Annotated in this window: 19 protein-coding genes; 9 read left to right on the plus strand and 10 right to left on the minus strand. The window is 71.4% G+C overall.

The window, feature by feature from the left end:
* Positions 1-175: 175 nt before the first annotated feature.
* From PIQ37_RS04620 to PIQ37_RS04645, 6 genes are all read right to left on the minus strand, one after another.
* Complete coding sequence (locus tag PIQ37_RS04620; RefSeq protein ID WP_342072551.1) at positions 176-2,662, minus strand: DNA topoisomerase I; 2,487 nt, start codon at positions 2,660-2,662, stop codon at positions 176-178.
* A gap of 239 nt (positions 2,663-2,901) precedes the next feature.
* Positions 2,902-3,843, minus strand: a complete 942-nt coding sequence (locus tag PIQ37_RS04625) for an RDD family protein (RefSeq protein ID WP_342072552.1) — start codon at positions 3,841-3,843, stop codon at positions 2,902-2,904.
* A gap of 39 nt (positions 3,844-3,882) precedes the next feature.
* Positions 3,883-4,605 (minus strand): pilin, encoded by a 723-nt coding sequence (locus PIQ37_RS04630; protein ID WP_407136573.1) that lies wholly within the window; start codon positions 4,603-4,605, stop codon positions 3,883-3,885.
* Between the two features lie 21 nt (positions 4,606-4,626).
* Positions 4,627-5,100 carry a DUF494 family protein gene (locus tag PIQ37_RS04635; protein ID WP_010340686.1) on the minus strand — a complete coding sequence of 158 codons (474 nt, stop codon included), beginning with the start codon at positions 5,098-5,100 and terminating at the stop codon, positions 4,627-4,629.
* 43 nt (positions 5,101-5,143) lie between these two features.
* Positions 5,144-6,298: a DNA-processing protein DprA gene (dprA, locus tag PIQ37_RS04640; protein WP_342072553.1), complete on the minus strand. Its 1,155-nt coding sequence runs from the start codon at positions 6,296-6,298 to the stop codon at positions 5,144-5,146.
* An 81-nt stretch (positions 6,299-6,379) separates the two neighbouring features.
* Positions 6,380-7,513, minus strand: coding sequence for a LysM peptidoglycan-binding domain-containing protein (locus PIQ37_RS04645; protein ID WP_342072554.1), 1,134 nt, complete (start codon positions 7,511-7,513; stop codon positions 6,380-6,382).
* Positions 7,514-7,651: 138 nt separating this feature from the next.
* Here PIQ37_RS04645 and def point away from each other — a divergent pair, with 138 nt between their 5' ends.
* The 8 genes from def to PIQ37_RS04685 all read left to right on the plus strand — a co-directional run bounded on the left by def (position 7,652) and on the right by PIQ37_RS04685 (position 16,820).
* Positions 7,652-8,164 (plus strand): peptide deformylase, encoded by a 513-nt coding sequence (gene def, locus PIQ37_RS04650; protein WP_342072555.1) that lies wholly within the window; start codon positions 7,652-7,654, stop codon positions 8,162-8,164.
* A gap of 111 nt (positions 8,165-8,275) precedes the next feature.
* Entirely contained in the window at positions 8,276-9,199 is a 924-nt protein-coding gene (gene fmt / locus PIQ37_RS04655; RefSeq protein WP_150410437.1) for a methionyl-tRNA formyltransferase, read from the plus strand.
* Positions 9,200-9,379: 180 nt separating this feature from the next.
* Positions 9,380-10,690: a 16S rRNA (cytosine(967)-C(5))-methyltransferase RsmB gene (gene rsmB, locus PIQ37_RS04660; protein ID WP_407136578.1), complete on the plus strand. Its 1,311-nt coding sequence runs from the start codon at positions 9,380-9,382 to the stop codon at positions 10,688-10,690.
* Between the two features lie 25 nt (positions 10,691-10,715).
* Positions 10,716-12,431 (plus strand): ArnT family glycosyltransferase, encoded by a 1,716-nt coding sequence (locus PIQ37_RS04665; RefSeq protein ID WP_342072557.1) that lies wholly within the window; start codon positions 10,716-10,718, stop codon positions 12,429-12,431.
* 76 nt (positions 12,432-12,507) lie between these two features.
* On the plus strand, positions 12,508-13,542 hold the full coding sequence (locus tag PIQ37_RS04670; protein ID WP_342072558.1) for a glycosyltransferase: 1,035 nt from the start codon (positions 12,508-12,510) through the stop codon (positions 13,540-13,542).
* 50 nt (positions 13,543-13,592) lie between these two features.
* Positions 13,593-14,867 carry an O-antigen ligase family protein gene (locus PIQ37_RS04675; RefSeq protein WP_342072559.1) on the plus strand — a complete coding sequence of 425 codons (1,275 nt, stop codon included), beginning with the start codon at positions 13,593-13,595 and terminating at the stop codon, positions 14,865-14,867.
* Between the two features lie 82 nt (positions 14,868-14,949).
* Positions 14,950-15,783, plus strand: coding sequence for a glycosyltransferase family 2 protein (locus PIQ37_RS04680; protein ID WP_342072560.1), 834 nt, complete (start codon positions 14,950-14,952; stop codon positions 15,781-15,783).
* A complete protein-coding gene (locus tag PIQ37_RS04685; RefSeq protein ID WP_342072561.1) occupies positions 15,783-16,820 on the plus strand; it encodes a CDP-glycerol glycerophosphotransferase family protein in 1,038 nt (345 codons plus the stop codon). Before PIQ37_RS04680 ends, PIQ37_RS04685 begins: the two co-directional genes overlap by 1 nt.
* 22 nt (positions 16,821-16,842) lie before the next feature.
* Here PIQ37_RS04685 and PIQ37_RS04690 read toward each other — a convergent pair whose 3' ends face one another.
* From PIQ37_RS04690 to ribA, 3 genes are all read right to left on the minus strand, one after another.
* Positions 16,843-18,381: a PH domain-containing protein gene (locus tag PIQ37_RS04690; RefSeq protein WP_342072562.1), complete on the minus strand. Its 1,539-nt coding sequence runs from the start codon at positions 18,379-18,381 to the stop codon at positions 16,843-16,845.
* Complete coding sequence (locus PIQ37_RS04695; protein ID WP_342072563.1) at positions 18,378-18,917, minus strand: PH domain-containing protein; 540 nt, start codon at positions 18,915-18,917, stop codon at positions 18,378-18,380. The genes PIQ37_RS04690 and PIQ37_RS04695 overlap by 4 nt, the downstream gene beginning before the upstream one ends.
* Before the next feature lie 148 nt (positions 18,918-19,065).
* Entirely contained in the window at positions 19,066-20,190 is a 1,125-nt protein-coding gene (gene ribA, locus PIQ37_RS04700; RefSeq protein WP_342072564.1) for a GTP cyclohydrolase II RibA, read from the minus strand.
* A 281-nt stretch (positions 20,191-20,471) separates the two neighbouring features.
* Here ribA and PIQ37_RS04705 point away from each other — a divergent pair, with 281 nt between their 5' ends.
* Complete coding sequence (locus tag PIQ37_RS04705; RefSeq protein ID WP_342072565.1) at positions 20,472-20,993, plus strand: GNAT family N-acetyltransferase; 522 nt, start codon at positions 20,472-20,474, stop codon at positions 20,991-20,993.
* Between the two features lie 26 nt (positions 20,994-21,019).
* On the opposite strand, the gene PIQ37_RS04710 is transcribed toward PIQ37_RS04705, so the two are convergent.
* Complete coding sequence (locus PIQ37_RS04710) at positions 21,020-21,934, minus strand: lauroyl acyltransferase (RefSeq protein ID WP_342072566.1); 915 nt, start codon at positions 21,932-21,934, stop codon at positions 21,020-21,022.
* Between the last annotated feature and the right edge of the window lie 114 nt (positions 21,935-22,048).

Below are 22,048 nucleotides of genomic sequence, written 5' to 3' on the forward strand. Positions count from 1 at the left end.
CGACGCCTTACCGATAAAGCGTCGGGGCTGAAGCCCCTCCCACAGAAAAACCGGGTTGTCGCGGATCTTCAGGCGCTGAGAGACGCCGTCGGCACCGCGAGAAGGCGGCTCGGCGCCCGCGCTCGTACTATTCGAGGGGGTGCATCGAGCCGCCCTGGGCCATCCGCAGAGCGGCTCAGCCGCCCTTAGCCACGGTCTTCTTCGCCGCCTTCTTCACCGCTTTCTTGGCGGTCTTCTTCGCGGCCTTCTTGACCGCCTTCTTCGCCGCCGGCTTGGCCGGGGCATCGGCCGCGGCCTTCTTCGCTGCGCTCTTCTTCGGCGCGGCTTCCTTCTTGGCGGCGGCCTTCTTGGCACCGAAGCCCTTGCGCACCGGCTTGCCGGTTTCCTCCAGCAGCTTCTGCACTTCGTCCAGGCTCAGCGAGGCGGGCTCGCGATCCTTGGGAATCTTGCCGTTGAGCTTGCCGTCGCTGATGTACGGGCCGAAGCGGCCGTTGAGGACCTGGATGTCGCTGCCGGGAAATTCCTTGATGATGCGGTTGCGCGCGATCTCTTCCTTCTCCTCGATCAGGAACACCGCGCGGGCCAGATCGATGGTGTAGGGATCGTCTTCCTTCTTCAGCGAGGCGTAGACGCTGCCGCGCTTGGCGAACGGGCCGAAGCGGCCGATGCCGACGCTGACCTCCTCGCCCTGGTCCTGGCCGAGGCTGCGCGGCATCAGGAACAGCTCCAGCGCCTCCTCCAGGGTGATGGTGTGCATACTCTGGCCGGGACGCAGCGACGCGAACTTGGGCTTGTCCTCGGCGTCCTCGGCGGTGCTGCCGATCGCCGCATACGGCCCGAAGCGGCCCAGGCGCACGCTCACCGGCTTGCCGGTCTTGGGGTCGGTGCCGAGCTCGCGCGCACCGCTGGCTTCGGCGCGGTCGACCGATTCCTTCTTGTCCTCGACCAGTTCCTTGAACGGTTCCCAGAAGCGCGACATCAGCGGGATCCACTCCTCCTCGCCGCGCGAGACCGCGTCCAGCTCGTCTTCGAGCTTGGCGGTGAAGTCGTAGTCCACGTACTGGGTGAAGTGGCTGGACAGGAACTTGGACACCGCGCGGCCGACGTCGGACGGGCGGAAGCTGCGGCCTTCCATCTCCACGTACTTGCGGAACAGCAGGGTCTGGATGATCGAGGCGTAGGTCGAGGGACGGCCGATGCCGTACTCTTCCAGCGCCTTCACCAGCGCCGCTTCGGTGAAGCGCGGCGGCGGCTGGGTGAAGTGCTGCTCGGCCAGGATGCGTTCCAGCGGCACGCGGTCGCCGGGCTTCATCGCCGGCAGCTTGCGGCCTTCGTCCTCGTCCTCGGCGCTCTTGTTGTCCTTGCCTTCCTCGTACACAGCCAGGAAGCCGGGGACCACCACGGTGGTACCGCTGGCCCGGAACACGTGTTCGCTGCCGGCCGACAGGTCGACGCTGACGGTGTTGAGCGTGGCCGGGATCATCTGGCAGGCCACCGCACGCTTCCAGATCAGCTCGTACAGCTTGCGCTCGTCGTCGGTCAGGAAGCGGGCCACCTGCGACGGGGTACGCAACGCCGAGGTCGGACGCACCGCTTCGTGCGCTTCCTGGGCATTCTTGGACTTGGTCTGATAGGTGTTGGGCTGGTCCGGCAGCGAGGCGATGCCGTAGTCGCGGGCGATCACGTCGCGGATCTCGGCTAGCGCGTCCTGCGACAGGTTGACCGAGTCGGTACGCATGTACGAGATCAGGCCGACCGTGCCTTCGTCGCCGATCGCCACGCCTTCGTACAGCTTCTGCGCCACCTGCATCGTCTTGCGGGTGGTGAAGCCGAGCTTGCGCGAGGCTTCCTGCTGCAGCGTGGAGGTGGTGAACGGCGGCGCCGGGCGGCGCTTGCGCTCCTTGCTGGCGACGTCGGTGACGTGCAGCGCGCCCTGCGCGGCCTGCTGGATGCGCAGGCGCGCAGATTCGGCGGTGTCGCCGTCGGTGATGGTGAACTGCTCGAACTTCTGCCCGTCGAGCTTGATCAGCTTGGCGTTGAAGTGCTGCGAGGGATGCGCGCAGTCGGCGGCGATGGACCAGTACTCGCGGGCGATGAAGGCTTCGATCTCCTCCTCGCGCTCGACGATCATGCGCAGCGCCGGCGACTGCACGCGGCCGGCGGACAGGCCGCGCTGCACCTTGCGCCACAGCACCGGCGACAGGTTGAAGCCGACCAGGTAGTCCAGCGCGCGGCGCGCCTGCTGCGCATCGACCAGGTCGCCGGCGATCTGGCGCGGTTGCGCCATCGCTTCCTTGATCGCGCGCGGGGTGATTTCGGTGAACACCACCCGGTGCAGCGGCTTGCCCTTGAGCAGCCCGCGCTCCTGCAGGATCTCGGCGATGTGCCAGCTGATCGCCTCGCCCTCGCGGTCCGGGTCGGTCGCCAGGTAGATGTCTTCGGCCGCCTTGGCCGCCTTGGCGATGGCCTCCACGTGCTTCTCGTTCTTGTCGATCAGCGCGTAGCGCATCGCGAAGCCGTCGTCCGGATCCACCGCGCCTTCCTTCGGGATCAGGTCGCGCACGTGCCCATACGAGGCCAGGACGTGGAAATCCTTGCCGAGGTATTTGTTGATCGTCTTGGCCTTGGCGGGCGATTCGACGATGAGCAGGTGCTTGGACATGGCGGGTCGGGCTTCGATGGGCGTGGGCGGACGCCCTGGGGGCGGTAGGGTGGCGCAATTGCTCCGGTTAGTGAAGCGTTGCGGTCTCGCAGAGAAGCCGACGCCCGGGATGGAACCCCCGGGCGTTCAGCTACGGCGCTTATTTATTAGTGGGCATGTCCGGCGCCCGCTGTCAAGCCGGCGCCTGCCGGCCGGGCAGCCGCGCGCGCGGCTGCGGCGGTTCCCGGAGCTCGCCGCACTCAGTGCCAGCCGCCCTTGGCGGCCACGCCGATCGCCAGCGCCACCACCAGCAGCGCGGCTGCCGACAGCAGGCCGAACAGGGCCAGGATCACCACCGTGACCGTGCCGAGCTTGCGCTGCTGCCATTCCGGGTGGTCGGTGTAGGCCCACTTGTCCACCACCAGGGTGTCGCAGAGCATGTCGTGCAGGGCCTGCTTGCGCTCGGTGAAGGCCGCCATCAGCAGGCCGATGCCCAGGGTCAGGCTGCTCAGCATGAAGCCGAAGTAGCGGCCCACGCCGCGGGATACGGTGATGCGGCTGCCGTCGGTGCGCACCACCTTGATGCCGACCGCCATCTTGCCCAGCGTGGCCTGCTTGGTGGAGGCGTGGAACAGGCCGTAGTACAGCGCCGAGATCGCCATCGGCAGCAGGTACAGCAGGAGCAGCATGACGATGCCGGCGGCGGTGCCGAAGTCCGGCTGCTTGCCGAAGCCGGTGATCCCGAAGAAGCCCAGCATCACCACGAACTGGATCACGTTGGCGACGATGCCGACCAGGAACGCGTCGATCAGGTAGGCGGCCACGCGTTTCCAGAAACCGGCCTGCACCACCTCGCCGCCGCCGACCACCCGCGCGCCACCGTCGAGCACGGCGCTGGGCGCCGCGTAGGGCGACGCCGCCACGGCCGGCGCGGGCGCGGTCCAGGCGTCGGGGACGGTCGCGGCCGGGGGCGGAGGAGGAGTCTCTCCGTCAACCTCGATGGGGGCAATCGCTGGCGCCGGTGCCTGGGTCAGGCCGAGTTCGTCGACGAACTCGGCCAGGGTGCGCCATTCGCTCAGGCCCTCGCGCCAGACCAGGGTGGACAATCCGATCTCGCCGCGCTGGAAGCGCTGCTGCAGGTCGGCGGCCGCTAGCGGCCCATGGCGCTGCTGCGCTGCGTCGGCGTAGTACCACTCAGTCATTCTGTTCCCCGGGAGTTGCAGTCGAAAACGGTGTGCCGGTCAGCCGCCGCGGCAGTGCGCCGGCAGGACGCGGTCGTCCAGGTCGGAGCTGCAGCTCCAGGTGGACGTGCGCTCATCGTAGTCCAGCCACAGCGCTTTGCCATCCAGGCGTTTGTGGTCGGGCAGGTGCAGGGTGGCTTCCAGGCCGCAGTGGCCGTTGTCGAAGCGGCCGACCCGCACCTGTGCGATGGTGTCGCCGGCATAGCTCTGCGGCGCGCCGAAGCCGGTGTCGCCGTTGACCGCGCAGCGGTGCTCCTGCGCATTGAAGGCGGCGATCTGGTCCTTCAGCGGCGCCAGATGGTCGAGCGCCTGCGCGACCTTCGCGCGTGCCAGGTAGTCCTGGTAGGCGGGCAGTGCGATCGCCGCGGCGATGCCCAGGAACGCCACCAGCAGCACGCCGACGATGGTGCCGACGATGGCCGTGATCGCGCAGCCGGACAGGCCGCTGCGCGGCGCGGCGGTGGCAGCGGGGGCCACGGGAGCGGCCGCCTGGAGCGGTGGCGGCAAGGGCGGCGGGGTGGGCGCGTCGGGCAGGCCCAGCTCGGCGGCGACCGCGTGCAGCGGCCGCCACTCCGGCAGGCCTTCGCGCCAGACCAGGGTCTCGCGCTGCAGGCGGCCGTCGTGCAGGCGTTCCAGCAGGGCGGGCGCCGGCAGCGGGCCGTGCCGCTCGCGCGCGGCATCGACGTAGTACCAGATCGACAATGGGGAGGTGTCTTCGTGCATCCGTGCGCGACCGTCAGCGACTCAGTGAACCGGCTCCGGCTCGTCGACGAACATCTGCGTTTCCATCCACGCGTACGCCGCCTCGGCACCAGGCTGGTTGAACAGCACCATCAGCACCACCCACTTGAGGTCGTCCAGATCCAATTCGTCCTGGTCCAGGGCCATCGCCCGGTCCAGCACCAGCTCGCGCTGGTCGCTGTCGAGGATGCCGTGCTGCTCCAGGAACAGCAGGAAGCCGCGGCATTCCACGTCGAGCTTGTCCAGTTCCGGACCGTGGTAGATGCGGATCGGGCCATCGATGCGCGGCTGCGCCACGGCCGGGCGCTGGTCGGCCAGGGCGTCGAGCCAGTCGAACGCCTTGCTGATCTCGGTGGGGCTGAAACCGGCCTGGATCAGGCCATTCTGGAGGGAGTCGCGATCGCGGACCGGATCCGCGTCTTCGCTGAAATAGTGTTCGAACAGGTACAGCAGGACATCCAGAATGCTCTCTTTCATTGCCCCTCGGCCTGCGTCGCGAGACGCTGTGGAGGTGAAGAAACTAGGGTTTGCGGGTGTAACGACCGCGTTCGACCGCCACGTAGCCATCCAGTTCCATGGCCAGCAGCATGGAGGACGCCGCTGCGGCCGTCAATCCGCTGCGTGCGATCACTGAATCCATACAGATGGGGTCGTGGCCCAGCGCCTGCCACAAGCGCTGGTAGTCGGGGTGGGGGAAGACCGGTGTGGCCGCGCGCGCGGTGCTGGCTCCCTGTGTGGGGACGTTCAGGCGCCCGCGCAAGGCGTCGGCCAGTTCGGCGGCCAGGGGCGCGACCCCGGCCAACACCTCCTCGGCGCTTTCCACCAGCCCGGCGCCGTCGCGGATCAGCCGATGGCAGCCGCGCGCCAGCGGATTGTGGATCGAGCCGGGCAGGGCGAATACCTCGCGCCCGGCCTCGGCGGCCAGCCGCGCGGTGATCAGCGCGCCGGAGCGGGTGGCCGCCTCGATCACCAGGGTTGCCAGGCTCAGCCCGGCGATGATCCGGTTGCGCGCCGGGAAGTGCCCCGCCCGCGCCGGCGTGCCGGGCGGGTGCTCGCTGACCACCGCGCCGCGTTCGGCGATCTGGCGGCGCAGGGCGGCATGCTGGCGCGGGTAGGCCAGGTCGGGGCCGGTGCCGACCACTGCCACGGTCAGCCCGTCCGCGCGCGACAGCGCCGCCCGATGCGCGGCGGCATCCACGCCGCTGGCCATGCCGCTGGTCACCGCAAAGCCGGCTGCGGCTAGGGCCAGGGCGAAGCTGTAGGCGTTGTCGCGGCCGCCGGCGCTGGGGGCGCGGCTGCCGACCACGGCCACGGCCGGGTGCCACAGCACCGTGGGATCGCCGTCCACGTACAGCGCCAGTGGCGGATTGGGCGTGCGCCGCAACAGGGCCGGGTAGTCGGCATCGTGGCAGCCGAGCAGGTGCCGGCCTGGTTGCGCCAGCCAGTGCTCGGCGGTGTCCAGCGCGGCGCAATCGGGTCGCTGTAGCGCGGCGATCTGCACTGCGTCCAGGCCGGCGGCCTGCCAGCCGGCGGGACCGGCGGCCAGCGCCGCGGCCGGGCTGCCGTGTTGCTCCAGCAGCAGCCGGCGTGGGGCGCTGGCGCCGCCGGCCAGCGACAGGCGCAGCAGGGCCGGATCGGCGGGTGTGTGGACAGGGGCGATGGCCTGACTGGACATGCGCCCAGGCTAGGCCGCAGACGCAGACGGCGCCCTCGGGCGCCGTCTGCAATCGCTGTAGGGAGAGTCCCCAGTCGCGGGTCAGCGTGCGTCCGGGTGCTTGACGTCGTAGCCGATCCGGGTCGGCTTGATGCCGTCCATCACCAGCGCGTAGCTGACCTTGTCGAAGGTGCGGAACACCATCGCGTGCGCGGCGAACTCGTCCGGCAGCGCCACGGTGCCGCTACCGCCGGTGAAGCCGTCGTCGGCGCGGGAGGTGTTGGGGTGGCGTACGCGGTCGTTGACCCGGGTGCCGTGTCGCCACAGCGACACCACGGTGCCGTTGTCGATGCCTTCGCGGCGGCCGCCGGAGATGGCGATCACGTCGCGCGGGCCGGCCGCGCTGAACGCGTCGGCCACCGCCAGTACGCGCAGGCCGGCGGCCATCGCCTGCTCGGACGGCGGATGCGGCACGAACTGCAGGTCGTAGGGCTGCGCCTCGACCGGAATCAGGCGGTCGCCGGCGCGCACTTCGCGGGCGTTGTCCTGCAGCAGCAGACCGGTGGCCTGGCGGCCGTCGGCGGATACGCGGGCGACGGTGCCGATGTTGACCTGGGCCAGTTCGTAGCCGAGGGTCTCGCGGCGCTTGTCCGGCGGCACGAAGGTCTGCCACAGGTTGCCGCTGCCGGGGATGCTGCGGCCTTCGGCGTCGAGGTCGTCGCTGAGCTTGGGCAGCAGGTAGCGCACGGTCGGGCGGACCACGGCGTAGCGCTGGCCGGCCTGGGCCTGGCCGAGGCCGACCGCGTAGACCAGTTGCCCGTCGGTGGCGCGCAGGCGGTTGTCTTCGGTGCCGACCACATAGGGCAGGTTGTCGATGCGGTCGACCACGCGCAGGTTCTTCAGGAACGGCTCCACCTGCGCCAGCGGGATCGCGTCGATCGGCGCGTCCTGGCGCGGGCCCGGCTTGACCTCGGCATGCGCCACCCGGTCCAGGTAGGCCAGGCTGAGCACGTCGCCGGGGTAGATCAGGTGCGGGTTGTGCACCTGCGGATTGGCCTGCCAGATTTCCGGCCACAGCCAGGGCTTGCCGAGGAAGCGTCCGGCGATGTCCCACAGCGTATCGCCCTTGCGCACCACGTAGGTGTCGGGGTGTTCGGCGGCCATGCTGGCGGAAGCAGCGTAGGTCGCCACGGTGAGCATCGCCACGGCGACGACCGTACGGAGTCGATTGAACATGAGCGCGAAGCCTGATTCCCCAACAGGTTCGCGCACTATAGTGCAGAACCCTGGTGCGGGCGCAAGCGGCGGGCGCAGAAACGGGTAGAATCCGCAGGTCTTGCCGAATCGTCCGGCGCCCCCATCTTGGGTACCGCTATGGCCCTGCTCCCCATTCTCGAATTCCCCGATCCGCGCCTGCGTACCAAGGCGGTGCCGGTCGACGCCGCCGAAGTCACCTCCGCGGCCTTTCAACGCCTGCTCGACGACATGTTCGAGACCATGTACGACGCGCCCGGCATCGGCCTGGCGGCCAGCCAGGTCGACGTGCACAAGCGCTTCATGGTCATCGACGTCAGCGAGGAGAAGAACGCCCCGCAGGTGTTCATCAACCCGCAGATCGTGCAGCGCGACGGCGAACAGGTGTACCAGGAAGGCTGCCTGTCGGTTCCCGGCATCTACGCCGACGTGGCCCGCGCCGACGCCATCACCGTGCGCTACCTGGACCGCCAGGGTCAGCCGCAGGAACTGAGCACCGACGGCCTGCTGGCGGTGTGCGTGCAGCACGAGATGGACCACCTCGACGGCAAGCTGTTCGTCGACTACCTGTCCCCGCTCAAGCGCGAAATGGTGCGCAAGAAGCTGGCCAAGGCGCGCAAGCACGTGGCCTGACGGCCGGGATTCGGGAATCGGGATTGGGGATTCGTCAGAGCGAATCGCACCCTTCCGGTTGCCGATCCTGCCGTTGCGAATCCCCACTCCCCAATCCCGAATCCCAGCCCAATGAAACTCGTCTTCGCCGGTACGCCGGACTTCGCCGTGCCGTCGTTGCGCGCGGCTGCGCAGCGCCATGAAGTGGTTGCGGTCTACACCCAGCCGGACCGGCCCGCCGGGCGCGGCCGCGGGCTGACCCCGTCGCCGGTCAAGCTGGAAGCGGTGGCGCGCGGCATCCCGGTGCTGCAGCCGCAGACGCTGCGCGCGCCGGAGACCTTGCAGGCGCTGCGCGCGCTGCAGCCGGACCTGATCGTGGTGGTGGCCTACGGGCTGATCCTGCCCAAGGCGGTGCTGGCGATCCCGACCCATGGCTGCTGGAACGTGCATGCCTCGCTGCTGCCGCGCTGGCGCGGCGCCGCGCCGATCCAGCGCGCGATCGAGGCCGGCGACAGCGAGACCGGGGTGTGCCTGATGCAGATGGAAGCGGGCCTGGATACCGGCCCGGTGCTGTTGTCGCAGCGGACCCCGATCGGTGCCGACGAGACCGGCGGGCAGTTGCACGACCGCCTGGCCGCGCTCGGCGCGCAGGTGCTGGCCGACGGTCTGGGCCTGCTGCGCGCCGGCCTGCGCCCGGTGGCGCAGCCGCAACCGGAGGCCGGCGTCACCTACGCGCACAAACTGGACAAGGCGCAGGCGCGGTTGGACTGGCAGCAGCCGGCGGCGCAGCTGGCGCGGCAGGTGCGCGCCTTCGATCCGTGGCCGGTCGCCGAGGCGATGCTGGCCGGCGAGCGGGTGCGGGTGCACGGCGCGATCGCGCTGGACCTGGCCCACGGGCAGCAGCCGGGCACGGTGCTGACCGCGTCCAAGCAGGGCATCGACATCGCCTGCGGCCAGGGCGCGCTGCGCCTGCGCGTGCTGCAGCGCGACGGCGGCAAGGCGATCACCGCCGCCGACTACCTCAACGCACGGCGCGACCTGCCGGTCCTGGCCTGAGACGTCGACCATGCCTGCGTACGCCGCGTTGGGCCTGGCAGGCGCGGCTGTGGCCGCCTCCGCGCTGCGGCGCGGGCGGGTGTTTGCCACGTCGCGCATTCCCGCCATCCGCACGTGCAACCACGACACGGCATGCGCGCTGATGCCTGACACCTCCTGGAGCGCCCGCCGATGACCGCGATGCCCGCCGCTGCGTGGCCGCCGGGCGTGGCCCCGCGGGTGGTCGCCGCCCGCGTGCTGGCCGCGGTGATCGACCGCGGCCGCTCGCTCAAGGCAGAACTGGCCGCCGCGTTGCCGACGCTGCCGGATCCGCGCGACCGCGCGCTGGTCGAGGCGATCTGCTTCGCCGTGCTGCGCCGCCGCCCGGCCTACGAGGCGGCGCTGCGCATGTGGCTGCAGAAGCAACTGCCGCAGCGCGACGCCGAACTGCGCGGCCTGCTGCTGGCCGGCTTCGCCCAGCTCGATGCGCTGGGCCTGGCGCCGCACGCGGCGCTGTCGGCGACGGTGGAGGCGACGCGCGCGCTGGATCGGCCGCGCCAGGCCGGGCTGGTCAACGCGCTGCTGCGGCGCGCGCTGCGCGACGGGCTGCCGGCGGTGGCCGCCGACGCGGGCTGGCCGCTGTGGCTGCGCGACGCGCTGCGCGCCGACTGGCCGCAGCAGGCCGAGGCGATCTTCGCCGCCAGCCAGCAGCCGGCGCCGCTGTGGCTGCGGGTCAACCGCCAGCGCGGTACCCGCGACGCCTATCTGCAGGAGCTGGCCGCGGCCGGCATCGCCGCGCAGGCGTCGCCGCTGCTGGCCGATGCGATCCGCTTGGAGACGCCGCTGGCGGTGGGCGCCCTGCCGGGCTTCGCCGACGGGCGTGTGTCGGTGCAGGACGGCGCGGCGCAACAGGTCGCCGACGTGCTGGCGCCGACGCCGGGTGCGCGCGTGCTCGACGCCTGCGCGGCGCCCGGCGGCAAATCCGCGCACCTGCTCGAACGCGATCCCAGTCTGCGCCTGACCGCGCTGGACATGGATGCGCGGCGCCTAGCGCGGGTCGGCGAGACCTTCGCGCGCACCGGCGCCGGTGCGCAGGCGCAGCTGCAGGTCGCCGACGCGGCGCAGCCGCAGGACTGGTGGGACGGCGTGCCGTTCGACGCGGTGCTGCTCGACGCGCCGTGTTCGGCCACCGGCATCGTGCGCCGCCAACCGGACGTGCTGCTGCATCGCCGCCGCGAGGACGTGACCGCCCTGCAGGCGCTGCAGGTGCGCCTGCTCGACGCCGCCTGGCAGGTGCTGCGGCCGGGCGGGGTGCTGGTCTACGCGACCTGCTCGCTGCTGCAGGACGAGAACGCGCGGCAGGTGCAGGCCTTGCTGGCGCGGCAACCGGGCGCGGCGCTGGAGGATCCAGGCGCGGCCTGCGGGCATGCTTCCGGCGGCGGCCGTCAGCGCTTCCCCGGCGAGCAGGACTGCGACGGTTTCTACTACGCAAGGTTCCGCAAGACGGCATGAACCGGCCCCGGTATCATCGCGTCCCATGCTGAAGACCCGCGCCTCCCGAGAGTTCTGGTTGTTGGCCATCCTGGCCGTGCTGGTGCTCGGCGCCGGCCTGGGCCTGCGCGATCCGCACCCGGCCGACGAGCCGCGTTTCGCGCTGGTCGCCAAGCAGATGGTGGAGAGCGGCAACTGGCTGTTCCCGCACCGCGGCAACGAGCTGTACTCGGACAAGCCGCCGATGCTGATGTGGCTGCAGGCCAGCTTCTACACGCTGTTCGGCAACTGGCGGGTGGCGTTCCTGCTGCCGTCGCTGCTGGCCGGGCTGGGCACGCTGGCCTGCGTCTACGATCTCGGCCGGCGGCTGTGGACGCGCCGCGTCGGCATGTATGCGGCCTACGCGCTGCTGTTCGCCTTCCACTTCACGTATCAGGCGAAGAAGGCGCAGATCGACCCGTTGGTGGTGTTCTTCATCACCCTGGCCAACTACGCGCTGCTGCGCCACCTGTTGCGCGGGCCGGACTGGCGGCTGTGGGCGCTGGGCTGGTTCGCCGCTGGCCTGGGCACCATCACCAAGGGCGTGGGCGTGCTGGCGCTGCTGATGCTGCTGCCGGCCGCGGCGGCGTCGCTGGCGCACTGGCGCGGGGTCCGGGTCGGCCTGCGCGATCCGCGCTTCTGGCTGGGGCCGCTGGCGTTCCTGGCGGCGGTGTCGATCTGGCTGGTGCCGATGGTGGTCACCGCGCTGTCGAGCAACACACCCGAGTACCGCGCTTATCTCAACGACATCCTGTTCCGGCAGACCGCCGGGCGCTATGCCAAATCCTGGGACCACGCGCACGGGCCGCTGTACTTCTTCGGGGTGATGCCGAGCATGTGGCTGCCGGTGCTGCTGGCGCTGCCGTGGGCGATCCCCGCCTGGGCGCGGCGCCTGCGCCGGCGCGATGCCCGCTATCTGCTGCCGCTGGCCTGGTGGGCGCTGGTGGTGCTGTTCTTCTCGATCCCGACCGGCAAGCGCGACGTCTACGTGCTGCCGGCGCTGCCGATGCTGTGCCTGGCGATGGGGCCGCTGATCCCGGGGCTGTTGCGCAAGACCGGGGTCAAGCGCCTGCTGCTGGCGTTCACCGCGCTGCTGACGCTGGCGCTGGGCGGCGTCGGCGCGGCGATCCTGCTGGGACACGGCTTCCGCGCGCGGATGATGGAAGACCGCGGCATCGATCTGGCGACCGTGCAGGTGCTGGCCTGGATCCTGCTGGCGATCGGCCTGTGGGGCGTGGCCAGCCTGGCCGCGTTCGCACGGCGCCGCCCGGAACTGGCGACGGTCTCGACCCTGACCATGGTCTGGGTGATGGCCGGTTTGCTGGTGTATCCGCTGATCAATCTGTCCAGCTCCGCGCGCGGGGTGATGGAGTCGGTCGGGCGCCGCATCGGCCCGGATGCCGAACTCGGCCTGGTCGCCTGGAAGGAGCAGAACCTGCTGATGGCCGATCGCCCGGCGACGACCTTCGGCTTCGTGGTGCCCTGGGACGAGCAACTGCGCCGCGGCATCGCCTGGCAGGCGCAGGCGCCGCAGCGGCGCTGGCTGCTGGTGCAGGAGGCGGCGATGCTGGGCTGTGTGGACCGCAACGCGAGCACCCTGGCCGGCGTGTCCAACCGGCGCGACTGGTGGCTGGTCCCGGCCAGTGCGATACACGGCCACTGCGTGGTCACCCAGGACGACCGCGACCGCCTGCGCGAGCAGGACAAGGACCGCTTCGAATGAGCCGCATCCGCGCGTTGCGGCGGCGTGGCGCGGGTGCCGCTGGCGCCCGGCGCGCTGCGCGGGCAGGGAGACGCGCGTGCCGCCACGCCTGATCCGGGTCATCAGCCGCGACAACGGCGGCGGCCTCAGCCGCGACCTGCAGGTGGTCGCCGACATCCTGCGCGACACCGGCAAGTACCAGGTCGAGGTGCTGGGCTTCGGCACCGTGCGCATCGCCAACCGCCTGCGCGAACTGCGCCTGTTCCTGCGCAGCCTGCTGTTCGGGCGCGCCGACCTGCAGATCTTCCTGGAGCGGGTGTATCCGCGTTGCCTGGGCAACGGCCTGCGCAATGCCTTGATCCCCAACCCGGAGTGGTTCCGGCACAAGTGGCTGCGCTGCCTGCCGCGCTTCGCGCAGGTGCTGTGCAAGACCCGCCAGGCCGAACAACGTTTCTCCACGATGGCGCCGACCGCCTTCATCGGCTTTTGCAGCGACGACTGCTACCGTCCTGAGGTCCCACGCGAACGCGCCTGCCTGCATGTGGCCGGGCGCAGTTCGGCCAAGGGCACCGCGCTGCTGCTGCAGACCTGGGCGCGGCACCCCGAGTGGCCGCGGTTGACCGTGGTACAGAGCGCAAAGAAGTCCCATCCGATCGAGGCCGAGAACATCGATTACCTGACCGGCTACCTGGACCAGCAGGAACTGCGGCGGCTGCAGAACGCGCACCGCTTCCACCTGTGTCCGTCCGAGGTGGAGGGCTTCGGCCACTACATCATGGAAGCGCTGAGCGTCGGCGCGGTGGTGATCACCACCAACGGTGCGCCGATGAACGAGCTGGTGAGCGCCGAGCGCGGCGTGCTGATCGACCCGGTCGGCGAGGGCCCGGACAACTTCGGCGTGCGCTACCGGATCGAGGCTGCCGGCCTCGAGCAGGCGATGGCGCAGGCGCTGGCGCTGTCGCCGATGCAGTGCGACGCCCTGGGCACGGCCGCACGCGGCTTCTTCGAGACGCGCCGGCGCGAGTTCGGCGAGCGCCTGCGCGCGGCGGTGGCCGACCTGCTCGGGGAGGCGACGCCGTCCGGTCAGCCCGCCAGCCGCGGCGCCGATCGCGAACAGGTCAGGCCGGGTTAGGGGAGCGCCCCGGATCATCGCCGACCACCCCACCCCACGGCCTTCCCTTCTTGTCCCAGCCCATCGCGCCACGCCATGCCGTTTCCGCGTTCTCCCGCCAGTTCCTGGCAGAGCGCGGCGCGGCGCTCGCGCTGCTGTGCCTGCCGGCGCTGGTGATCAGCATCCCCAGCGGCCTGCTGCCGTTCGGCCTGCTGCTGCTGGCCACCAGCCTGCTGGCCCTGCGGCGGCTGCGCCAGGCGGTGACGCCGATGCAGCCGTCGCTGCGCTGGCTGTGGATCCTGGCGCTGTTGGTGATCGGGCTGTCGCTGTGCTCGGTGCTGTACTTCGGCCAGCCGTTGAAGGACATCGACAACCGTACCCGCTTCCTGGTGCTGCCGTGGGCGGCGCTGTGGACCTATGCGCTGCGGCCGCCGCAGCGCCTGCTGTGGTGGGGCGCGCTGCTCGGCATCTTCGCCGCGCTGGTGCTGGCCAGCGTGCAGGTGTTGCAGGGCCAGCCGCGCGCCGAGGGCTGGACCAACGCCATCGTGCTGGCCGACGTGGTGCTGATGCTGATGGTGCTGGCGGTGTTCTGCCGGCCGCGCGGCCAATGGCCGTGGGCCGTGGCCGCGGTGGTGGCCGGCGGCATCGTCATCCTGCTCAGCGGCAGCCGCGGCGTGTGGCTGGGCGTGCTGTTGCTGCTGGTGGTCAGCGCGCTGTGCCTGCGCTGGCGCGACAGCGCGACGCGGCTGATGATCCTGGGCGCGTGCACCGCGCTGGCGGCCGTGCTGGTGCTGAGCGTGCCGGCGCTGACCAAGCAGACCCGCCTGGCCGAACTGCATCACGACGTGCAGCGCTACGAACGCGGCGACAGCGATTCCTCGGCCGGCGCGCGCATCGAGCGCCTGCAGGTGGCGGCGGCGACTTTCGTCGAACACCCCGTGGTCGGGGTCGGCGTGGGCCGCTTCGACAATGCCATGCTGCGCCTGCCGGACTGCCGCAAGGGCTTCGTCGAGCGCTGCCACCTGGGCCATGCGCACAACGACCTGGCCGAGTGGAGCGCGACCCAGGGCCTGCCCGGCACCATGCTGATCCTGATGGTGTACGGCGTGCCGCTGTGGCTGCTGCTGCGCCTGTACCGGCGCCGGCCGCAGCCGCATTTCCATGGCGCCGCGGCGGCCGGGATCATGGTGGTGGCGGCCTACATCCTGTGCGGCATGACCCAATCGATGTTCGCGCACCAGGTGAGCACCGGCTTCTACGTGGCGTTGGTCGGCGTGCTGATCGGGCTGGCCGCGCGCGAGGCGGTGCCGGCACCGGGCGCTGAAGGCGCCGCGCGAAGCCGGTAGACTGCCGATCCCGCATCGCCGGGCGGCGCGGCGCCTGGCGCCGGCCGCCGGCACCGCGCCTGACTTCCGGATACCGCGCGCCATGGCCGACGCTGCCGCCGCCACCTTGCCGTTGAGCCTGGTGGTGATGACCTACAACGAGGCCGCCAACATCGCGCGCTGCCTGGACAGCGTGCCGTTCGCCGCCGACAAGCTGGTGGTGGACTGCGGCAGCACCGACGACACCGTGGCGATCGCCCGAGCGCACGGCGCGCGCGTGGTCGAGCAGGCCTGGCTGGGCTTCGGCCCGCAGCGCAACTTCGCCTCCACCCAGGCCGCGCACGACTGGATCCTGGTGCTGGACGCGGACGAGTTCCTGTCCGACGCGCTGCGTGCCGAGTGCCTGGCGCGGTTGCCGCCACTGCTCGCCGAGGACCGCGTGGATGCGGTGTGGCTGCGTCGCAGCACCTGGTACATGGGCGCGCCGATGCGCTGGTACAAACCCATGGTCGGCGAGCGCCTGGCGCGGCTTTACCACCGCGGACGCGCACGCTGGAGCGATGCGCGGGTGCACGAGTCGCTGCGCTTCGCCGGCGCCAGCGCCGAGTTCGCACCGCCGTTCAACCATCTGCACAATCCGACCCTGGTGCACAAGCAACTCAAGGTGCTGCGCTACGCCGAACTCAAGGCGCTCGGCTGGCGCGACAAGCGCAAGCCGGTGAGAATGTGGCAGAGCCCGTTCGTGTTCGCCGGCGCCTTCCTCAAGGACTATCTGCTGCGGCTGGCGTTCCTCGACGGCTGGCGCGGCTTCGTGGTGGCGCAGACCGCGGCCAGCTACGCGCTGTACAAGCGCGTGCGCTACTACGAGATGCAGATCAACCCGGCGTCGGTGGAGCAGGCGCGGGCGCAACTGCAACGGCACGATCTGGAGCACTGATGAGCAAGCACTATCTGCTGTACGGGTCCGAGCGCTACGCGCTGGCGATCTTGCGTCCGCTGCAGGCGGCGATCCGCGCGCGCGGCGACGACGCAGCGTGGTTCTTCGACGGCCCCGGCGCCGAGGATCTGAGCGCCGACGAGCGCCACCTGGCGACGGTGGAGGAGGTGCTGGCGTGGAATCCGTACGCGGTGATCACCTCCAGCAACGCGGTGCCGCATTTCTTCCCGGGCGTGAAGGTCGAGACCTTCCACGGCTTCGATGCCGGCAAGCCGCGGCACATCTACGTGCGCGGCTTCTTCGATCTGTACTGCACCACCGGCCCGCGCGACACCGCGGCGTTCGGTGCGCTGGCGCGCAAGCTCGGTCACTTCGCGGTCAAGGAGACCGGCTTCCCCAAGATCGACCCGTTCATGCGCGAGATCGGCGCGGAGCTGGCGCCGGTGCGGCAGCCGCCGGTGATCCTGTACCACTCCACGTTCTCGCCGTCGTGGAGCGCGGCCGGCATCCTCTACGACGAAGTGGCGCGGCTCTCGCGCAGCGGGGAATGGCGCTGGATCGTCACCTTCCATCCGAAGATGGACCCGGCGATGGTCGCCCGCTACCGCGCGCTGGAGAGCGAGTACCTGCACTTCGCCGACAACGACAACATCCTCGAACTGTTCCCGCAGGTGGACATGATGTGCTCGGACACCTCGTCCGCGCTCAACGAGTTCCTGCTCACCTACAAGCCGGTGGTGACCTTCAAGAACCGGCGTCCGGGGCCGCAGCTGATCGACATCGACGATCCGGCGCAGTTCGAGCCGGCGATCCGCCGCGCGCTGCAGCGGCCGCCGGAACTGATGGCGGCGATCCGCGAGTTCGCCGATGGCCTGCATCCCTACCGCGACGGCCAGTCCAGCGAGCGCGTGCTGCGCGCGATCGACGACTTCGTCGCCGAGGGCGCGCGCAACCCGCGGCGCAAGCCGCTGAACCTGTGGCGCAAGCTGAAGATCCGCCGCCGCATCGGCTACTGGGGCCGCGGCGCGCGTCGCTGACGCGCAGCGCCGCCGCGCGCGCTCACCAGCGCAGCCGTCGCTGCGCCAGCGCTGCGCCCAGTTGCTCGTACAGCGCCCGCGCCTGCGCGTCCGGCAGTAGCCGCATGCGCAGCGGCGGTTCGCCGTGGCGGGCGCCGGCGGTGTCCAACCACAGGGTCGCGGTGCCGCACCAGCGGTCCAGCGGCGAACGGCTCAGGTGCAGCGTCTGCAGCTTGTCCAGTTCGGCCAGCCGCCACCAGCGCCGCCACCAGCCGCCGCGCACCGCCACGTAGCGCGCGTCCAGCGCATAGCCCATGCGCTGCGCCTGGCGCCAGGACTTGAACGCCGACCACGGCAGCCACAACAGCAGCAGCGCGGCCCAGGCACCGAGGGTGGGCCACAGCCCCGCGCACAGCAGCGGCACCAGCAGCAGCGCCGGCAGCCACAGGCGCCACCAGTGGCGCGTGGCGATGCCGTGCCAGTGCGCCGGCGGCCAGGCGATCTGCGGCAGCAGCCGCTGCAGCAGCGCGTCGCAGGCGGCCGGCGTGGCCAATGGCGCCAGTTCCGTCAGCGCGTGGTCGTGCCCGTGCCCGTGGTGCGACTGGATCACCGCGGTGTCGATGTGCAGGCTGCGCCGCCGCAGCAACCGCTGCAGCACGCTCTCGTGCAGGGTCCAGGCCTGGATCCGGCGCCGCGCCACGCTGCTGCGCAGCCGCGTCAGCAGGCCGCGCTCCACGGTCAGCCGGCGCTCGCTCTCGCTCAGCCGGAAGCCGTGGTACTGCACCAGCGCCAGCCCCATCGACAAGGCGCGCATCAGCAGCAACAGCGTCGCCAGCATCATGGCGAAGGTGACCGTGCCGGCCATCCAGCCCAGTTCCAGGTGCGTGGCGTAGCCGAACAGTTGCCGCCCGTAGTGCTCGATCGCGTTGGAGATCATGCGCTCGGGGAACAGGTGGTAGGTGGCGCCGAACGCGGTGAGCAGCACCACCATGCCGCGGTTGGAGATCAGGCCCTGGCGCAGCACCTCGGCGGTGGGCAGCGCCAGCAGCAGTTCGCTGTCCGGCGCGGCAGCGGGCGCGGCGCTGGCGTCAGAGGTGTTGGCATGCTCGGCGGCGGGCGCGCGGTGGCGGATCTGCTGTTCCAGCGCCAGCGCCTGGTCCAGCCGCAGCACCCGCATCTGCGCCTCGGGCTTGGTGCCGCCGGCCGATTCCAGGCGTACCTCGGCCACGCCGAACAGCCGGTGCAGCAGCGACTGGTGCACCACCACGTTGTGGATGCGCGCGAACGGGATCTCGCGCAGGCTGCGTTCCAGCCAGCCGCTGCGGATGCTCAGGCTGTCGTGGCCGATGCGGTACTGGTAGGTGAGATAGCGCAGCAGCGACACCGCCACCAGCCCGCTGCACACCGCCAGCATCACCAGGTGGTCGGCGTGATCGCGATGGCCGTCGCGGCTGCCGAACACCAGCAGCGCCAGCAACGGCAGCAGGAAGTGCCTGAGGTGCTGCAGCAGCACGAACAGCCACGACCACGGATGCAGGCGCCGCACCGGCGTGGTGTGTTCGGCGTCGGCCAGGTCGCTCACAGCGCGTCGTCGTCGTGGTCGAGCTGGTGTGCCAGGCGCTCGCGCAGGCGCTCGGCGTCGGCCTGATCCAGCCCGGGCACGGCGACCGCGGTATGGCGGGTGCCGGCGGTGTGCACGACCAGGGTGGCCAGGCGCAGGGCGCGTTCCAGCGGGCCGCGGCGCAGGTCCAGGTGCTGCACGCGCGAGATCGGGACGTGCGTCTCGCTCTGCCACAGGCGCCCGCGGAACACGTCCAGGCCCTGGGCATTCAGCCGCCAGCGGATGCGCCGGTGGCGGACGAAGCCGATCCAGGCGCCGCACAGGCTGCCCAGCGCCGCCGCCACGGCGCCCAGGGCCAGCGCATGCAGGCTGTGCAGGCTGAGGCCGACGATGGCGGCGGCGACCACCAGGCTCAGCCCGAGCATGCAGCCGCCGCCGAGCGCGGCCAGCCAGGCGCCGCGCAACGGCACCGGCTGCCAGTCCGCCGGCGGCCAGTCCGCGGGCGCCTGGACGGCGGCGGGAGCGCTGGGCGCGGGTGCGGCGGGGGAGTCGTCCATGGGCGGCGGTGCGATCACGTCGGGGTCTCGGGGCGCGGGCGCGCGGCGTGGCCTGCGATCCTAACGCGGCGATGGCGGGCGTGCGCTGCCCGCGGTGCGGTTCGGTCCCGATCGGGGGCGGTGCGGGGCGCTGAGCCGCGCCCGTGGGTCAGCGCGCTGCGCGCAGCAGCGCGTCCACGTCCAGCGCGTGGCCGGCGCGGGTGGCCTTGGTGCGCAGGTAGCCTTCGTTCTCGGCGGTGATGGTGCCGGTGACCGGGATGCGCTCGGTCACCTCGATGCCGGCCGCACGCAGGCGCTCGGCCTTGTTCGGGTTGTTGGTGAGCAGGCGCACGCGGCGGATGCCGAGTCCGCGCAGCATCGCCACGGCGCTGCCGTAGCGGCGTTCGTCGGCGCCGAAGCCCAGTTGCGCGTCGGCGTCGATGGTGTCCAGGCCATCGTGCTGGTAGCCGTAGGCGCGCATCTTGGTGGCGATGCCGGTGCCGCGGCCTTCCTGGTCCAGGTACAGCAGCACGCCGCCGCCCAGCGCCTTGAGCTTGGCCAGGCCGTGCCGCAGCTGGTCGCCGCAGTCGCACTTAAGCGAGCCGAACAGGTCGCCGGTGAGGCAGGAGGAATGCACGCGCACCGGCACCGGCGCGCTCAGGTCGGGCTGGCCGATCACGATCGCGACCTGGTCGCGCTGCGCCACGCCGCCGCGGAACACCACGAATTCGCCGGGGCCCAGGTCGCGCAGCGGCACCTGGGTGCGGGTGACCAGGGTGTAGCTGTCGGAGGCGGCGAGGGCGCAGCCGTGTTCCAGGTCGTCCAGCCGCAGCGACTGGCAGCCCTGGAAGGCGCTGCTGTCCGCGCCCAGGTCTGCGGCGACCATCGCCGGCAGCAGCAGGCCCAGCCGCGCGATCTCGGCGGCGCCGGCATCCAGCGCGTCGCCGGGCTGCCACTGCGTGGGCACTGGTCCGTCGCGCAGGTAGGCCAGCGCCGCCAGCGCGTCGTAGGAGTGCCCGGCCAGTGCGATCCGCGCGCCTTGCGGCGCGTCCAGGCCCAGCATCTGCGCGCGCGGCGGGGTCACGAACAGGTAGTGCCGCTGCGCCGTGGCCTGGGCGAAGCCGAGGTAGGACGGTTCGGTGCTGCTGTCCAGCGCCATCACCGCGCGGGTGCGGCCGTTGCCGTCTTCGAGCAGGACCGGGCGCCCGGCACGCAGCTCCGATGCCGCGCGTTCGCTGCGGATCGCGGCAGGATCGCCGAAGGCGTGCGCGGAAGGGGCGGTGGGGCTGGTCATGCACGACTCCAGATGGGGGATCGGCGGCGCCGCTTCAAGGCTGCCGCATCCGGTCGCGGTGGCCCCGGCGCGGTGCCGGCAGGCGCGTGGCGCCCAAGCGCCATTGTCGCGCGCTTTGCCCGACGCGCCAGCCTGCAGGTGATGGAACGCACTGTGCCCGCTCGCGCGCGCCGCCGATGCAACCAAATCGGCGGCTGCGGCAACGCGCCGGCGTGGGTGAGGTGTGCACGTGCCGCCGGTTGCTTGCTACTGTGCGGCACCGCGTCCGCTCCGGCCCCCGCATGCAGCTCGTCGATTGCACCGAACCGCGCCACGCCATGGCGATCCTGGAGATCTTCAACGACGCCATCGTCCACTCCACCGCCCTGTACGACTACCGGCCGCGCCCGCCGGAGAGCATGGCGGCCTGGTTCGCGACCAAGCGCGCCGGCAACTTCCCGGTGCTGGGCCTGGAGGACGCCGATGGCACCCTGCTCGGCTTCGCCAGCTACGGCACCTTCCGCGCCTGGCCGGCGTTCAAGTACAGCGTCGAGCACTCGGTCTACGTGCACCGCGACCATCGCGGCCGCGGCGTTGGCCGACGCTTGTTGCAGGCGCTGATCGAGACCGCGCAAACGCGCGGCGTGCACGTGCTGGTCGGCGGCATCGACGCCAGCAACGCCGGCAGCATTGCCCTGCACGAGCAACTGGGCTTCGTGCATGCCGGCACCGTGCGCGAGGCCGGCTTCAAGTTCGGGCGCTGGCTGGACCTGGCGTTCTACCAGCGCATCCTCGCCGGTCCGGCGCAGCCGCACGACGATTAGCACGAGCTCGGCACGGACCGAGTGCTCTAGTGCGGATGGCGCTCGGTGGCATAGGGATTGGGTTCGGCCGGGTCCGGGCGCAGCGTGTAGCGCTTGTAGGTCCACTGGTACTGCGCCGGATCGCGCCGCGCCACCCGTTCCACGCCTTCGTTGAGCGCGCTGGCCGCGCGCAGCGGGTCGGCATCGGCGATGTCCGGTGGCGCCGGCTGCACGTGCAGGGCGAACTCCAGGTCGTTGCCGACGCGCTCGCACCAGGCGAACAGCACGGTCGCGCCGGTGCGCTCGGCCAGGCGGTTGACCAGGGTCATGGTCAGCGCCGGCACGCCGAAGAACGGCGCGAACACGCCGTCGCCGGCCTTGGGCTGCTGGTCGGGCAGGATGCCGACCGCGCCGCCGTCCTTGAGCGTCTTGAACAGCTGCCGCACCGCCGGGCCCTCGGCGCGCACCTGGCGCACCCGCTCGCCGCTGCGCACCAACTGCAGGAAGGCATCGCCCACCGCCGACTCCGGCGCGCGGTAGACGATGGCGATGTCGCCGCGCGAGGCCAGCCACTGGTTGAGCAGCTCCCAGTTGCCGAAATGCGGCGCGGCCACGATCACCCCGCGGCCGGCGGCCAGTGCCGCGTCGTACAGGTCCTGGCCGTGGCGCAGGCGCAGCCGCGCCAGGTTCTGTTCCGGCGGACGGGTCCACAGCGCCAGGGTCTCGAACGCCTGCCGCGCGGTCGAGCGCAGCACGTCGCGCTGCAGGGCCACGCGCTCGCTGGGCAGCAGCTCCGGATAGGCCAGCTCCAGGTTGCGCCGGACCACCCGGCTCTCGCGCGCATCCAGGCGCAGCCACAGCCCGGCCAGGCCGTCGGCCAGGCGGCGCAGCCACGGCCACGGCAGGCGCGCCACGGCGGCGGCGCAGCGGTACAGCAGGGAAGCGAGCGTGGCGGGTTTCATCGGCCCAGTTTATCCGCTCGGCGCATCTGGCCCGCCCGACCGGCATCGCGGATCGCGTCGGCTGTGTGCGCTGTCGCTTTCTCAATCGAGCCCATTCGGCGATGATGCCGCACG

This window comes from Xanthomonas protegens (assembly GCF_038442435.1).
In the GTDB taxonomy this organism is placed as follows: Bacteria; Pseudomonadota; Gammaproteobacteria; order Xanthomonadales; family Xanthomonadaceae; genus Xanthomonas_A; species Xanthomonas_A sontii.

Coding starts and splice junctions, on each gene's coding strand:
- PIQ37_RS04685 (WP_342072561.1), top strand. CDS start 15,783: ATGAGCAAGCACTATCTGCTGTACGGGTCCGAGCGCTACGCGCTGGCG.
- PIQ37_RS04635 (WP_010340686.1), bottom strand. CDS start 5,100: ATGAAAGAGAGCATTCTGGATGTCCTGCTGTACCTGTTCGAACACTAT.
- PIQ37_RS04620 (WP_342072551.1), bottom strand. CDS start 2,662: ATGTCCAAGCACCTGCTCATCGTCGAATCGCCCGCCAAGGCCAAGACG.
- dprA (WP_342072553.1), bottom strand. CDS start 6,298: ATGTCCAGTCAGGCCATCGCCCCTGTCCACACACCCGCCGATCCGGCC.
- PIQ37_RS04710 (WP_342072566.1), bottom strand. CDS start 21,934: ATGAAACCCGCCACGCTCGCTTCCCTGCTGTACCGCTGCGCCGCCGCC.
- PIQ37_RS04665 (WP_342072557.1), top strand. CDS start 10,716: ATGCTGAAGACCCGCGCCTCCCGAGAGTTCTGGTTGTTGGCCATCCTG.
- PIQ37_RS04680 (WP_342072560.1), top strand. CDS start 14,950: ATGGCCGACGCTGCCGCCGCCACCTTGCCGTTGAGCCTGGTGGTGATG.
- PIQ37_RS04625 (WP_342072552.1), bottom strand. CDS start 3,843: ATGACTGAGTGGTACTACGCCGACGCAGCGCAGCAGCGCCATGGGCCG.
- rsmB (WP_407136578.1), top strand. CDS start 9,380: ATGCCCGCCGCTGCGTGGCCGCCGGGCGTGGCCCCGCGGGTGGTCGCC.
- ribA (WP_342072564.1), bottom strand. CDS start 20,190: ATGACCAGCCCCACCGCCCCTTCCGCGCACGCCTTCGGCGATCCTGCC.
- PIQ37_RS04645 (WP_342072554.1), bottom strand. CDS start 7,513: ATGTTCAATCGACTCCGTACGGTCGTCGCCGTGGCGATGCTCACCGTG.
- PIQ37_RS04630 (WP_407136573.1), bottom strand. CDS start 4,605: ATGCACGAAGACACCTCCCCATTGTCGATCTGGTACTACGTCGATGCC.
- def (WP_342072555.1), top strand. CDS start 7,652: ATGGCCCTGCTCCCCATTCTCGAATTCCCCGATCCGCGCCTGCGTACC.
- PIQ37_RS04705 (WP_342072565.1), top strand. CDS start 20,472: ATGCAGCTCGTCGATTGCACCGAACCGCGCCACGCCATGGCGATCCTG.
- PIQ37_RS04695 (WP_342072563.1), bottom strand. CDS start 18,917: ATGGACGACTCCCCCGCCGCACCCGCGCCCAGCGCTCCCGCCGCCGTC.
- fmt (WP_150410437.1), top strand. CDS start 8,276: ATGAAACTCGTCTTCGCCGGTACGCCGGACTTCGCCGTGCCGTCGTTG.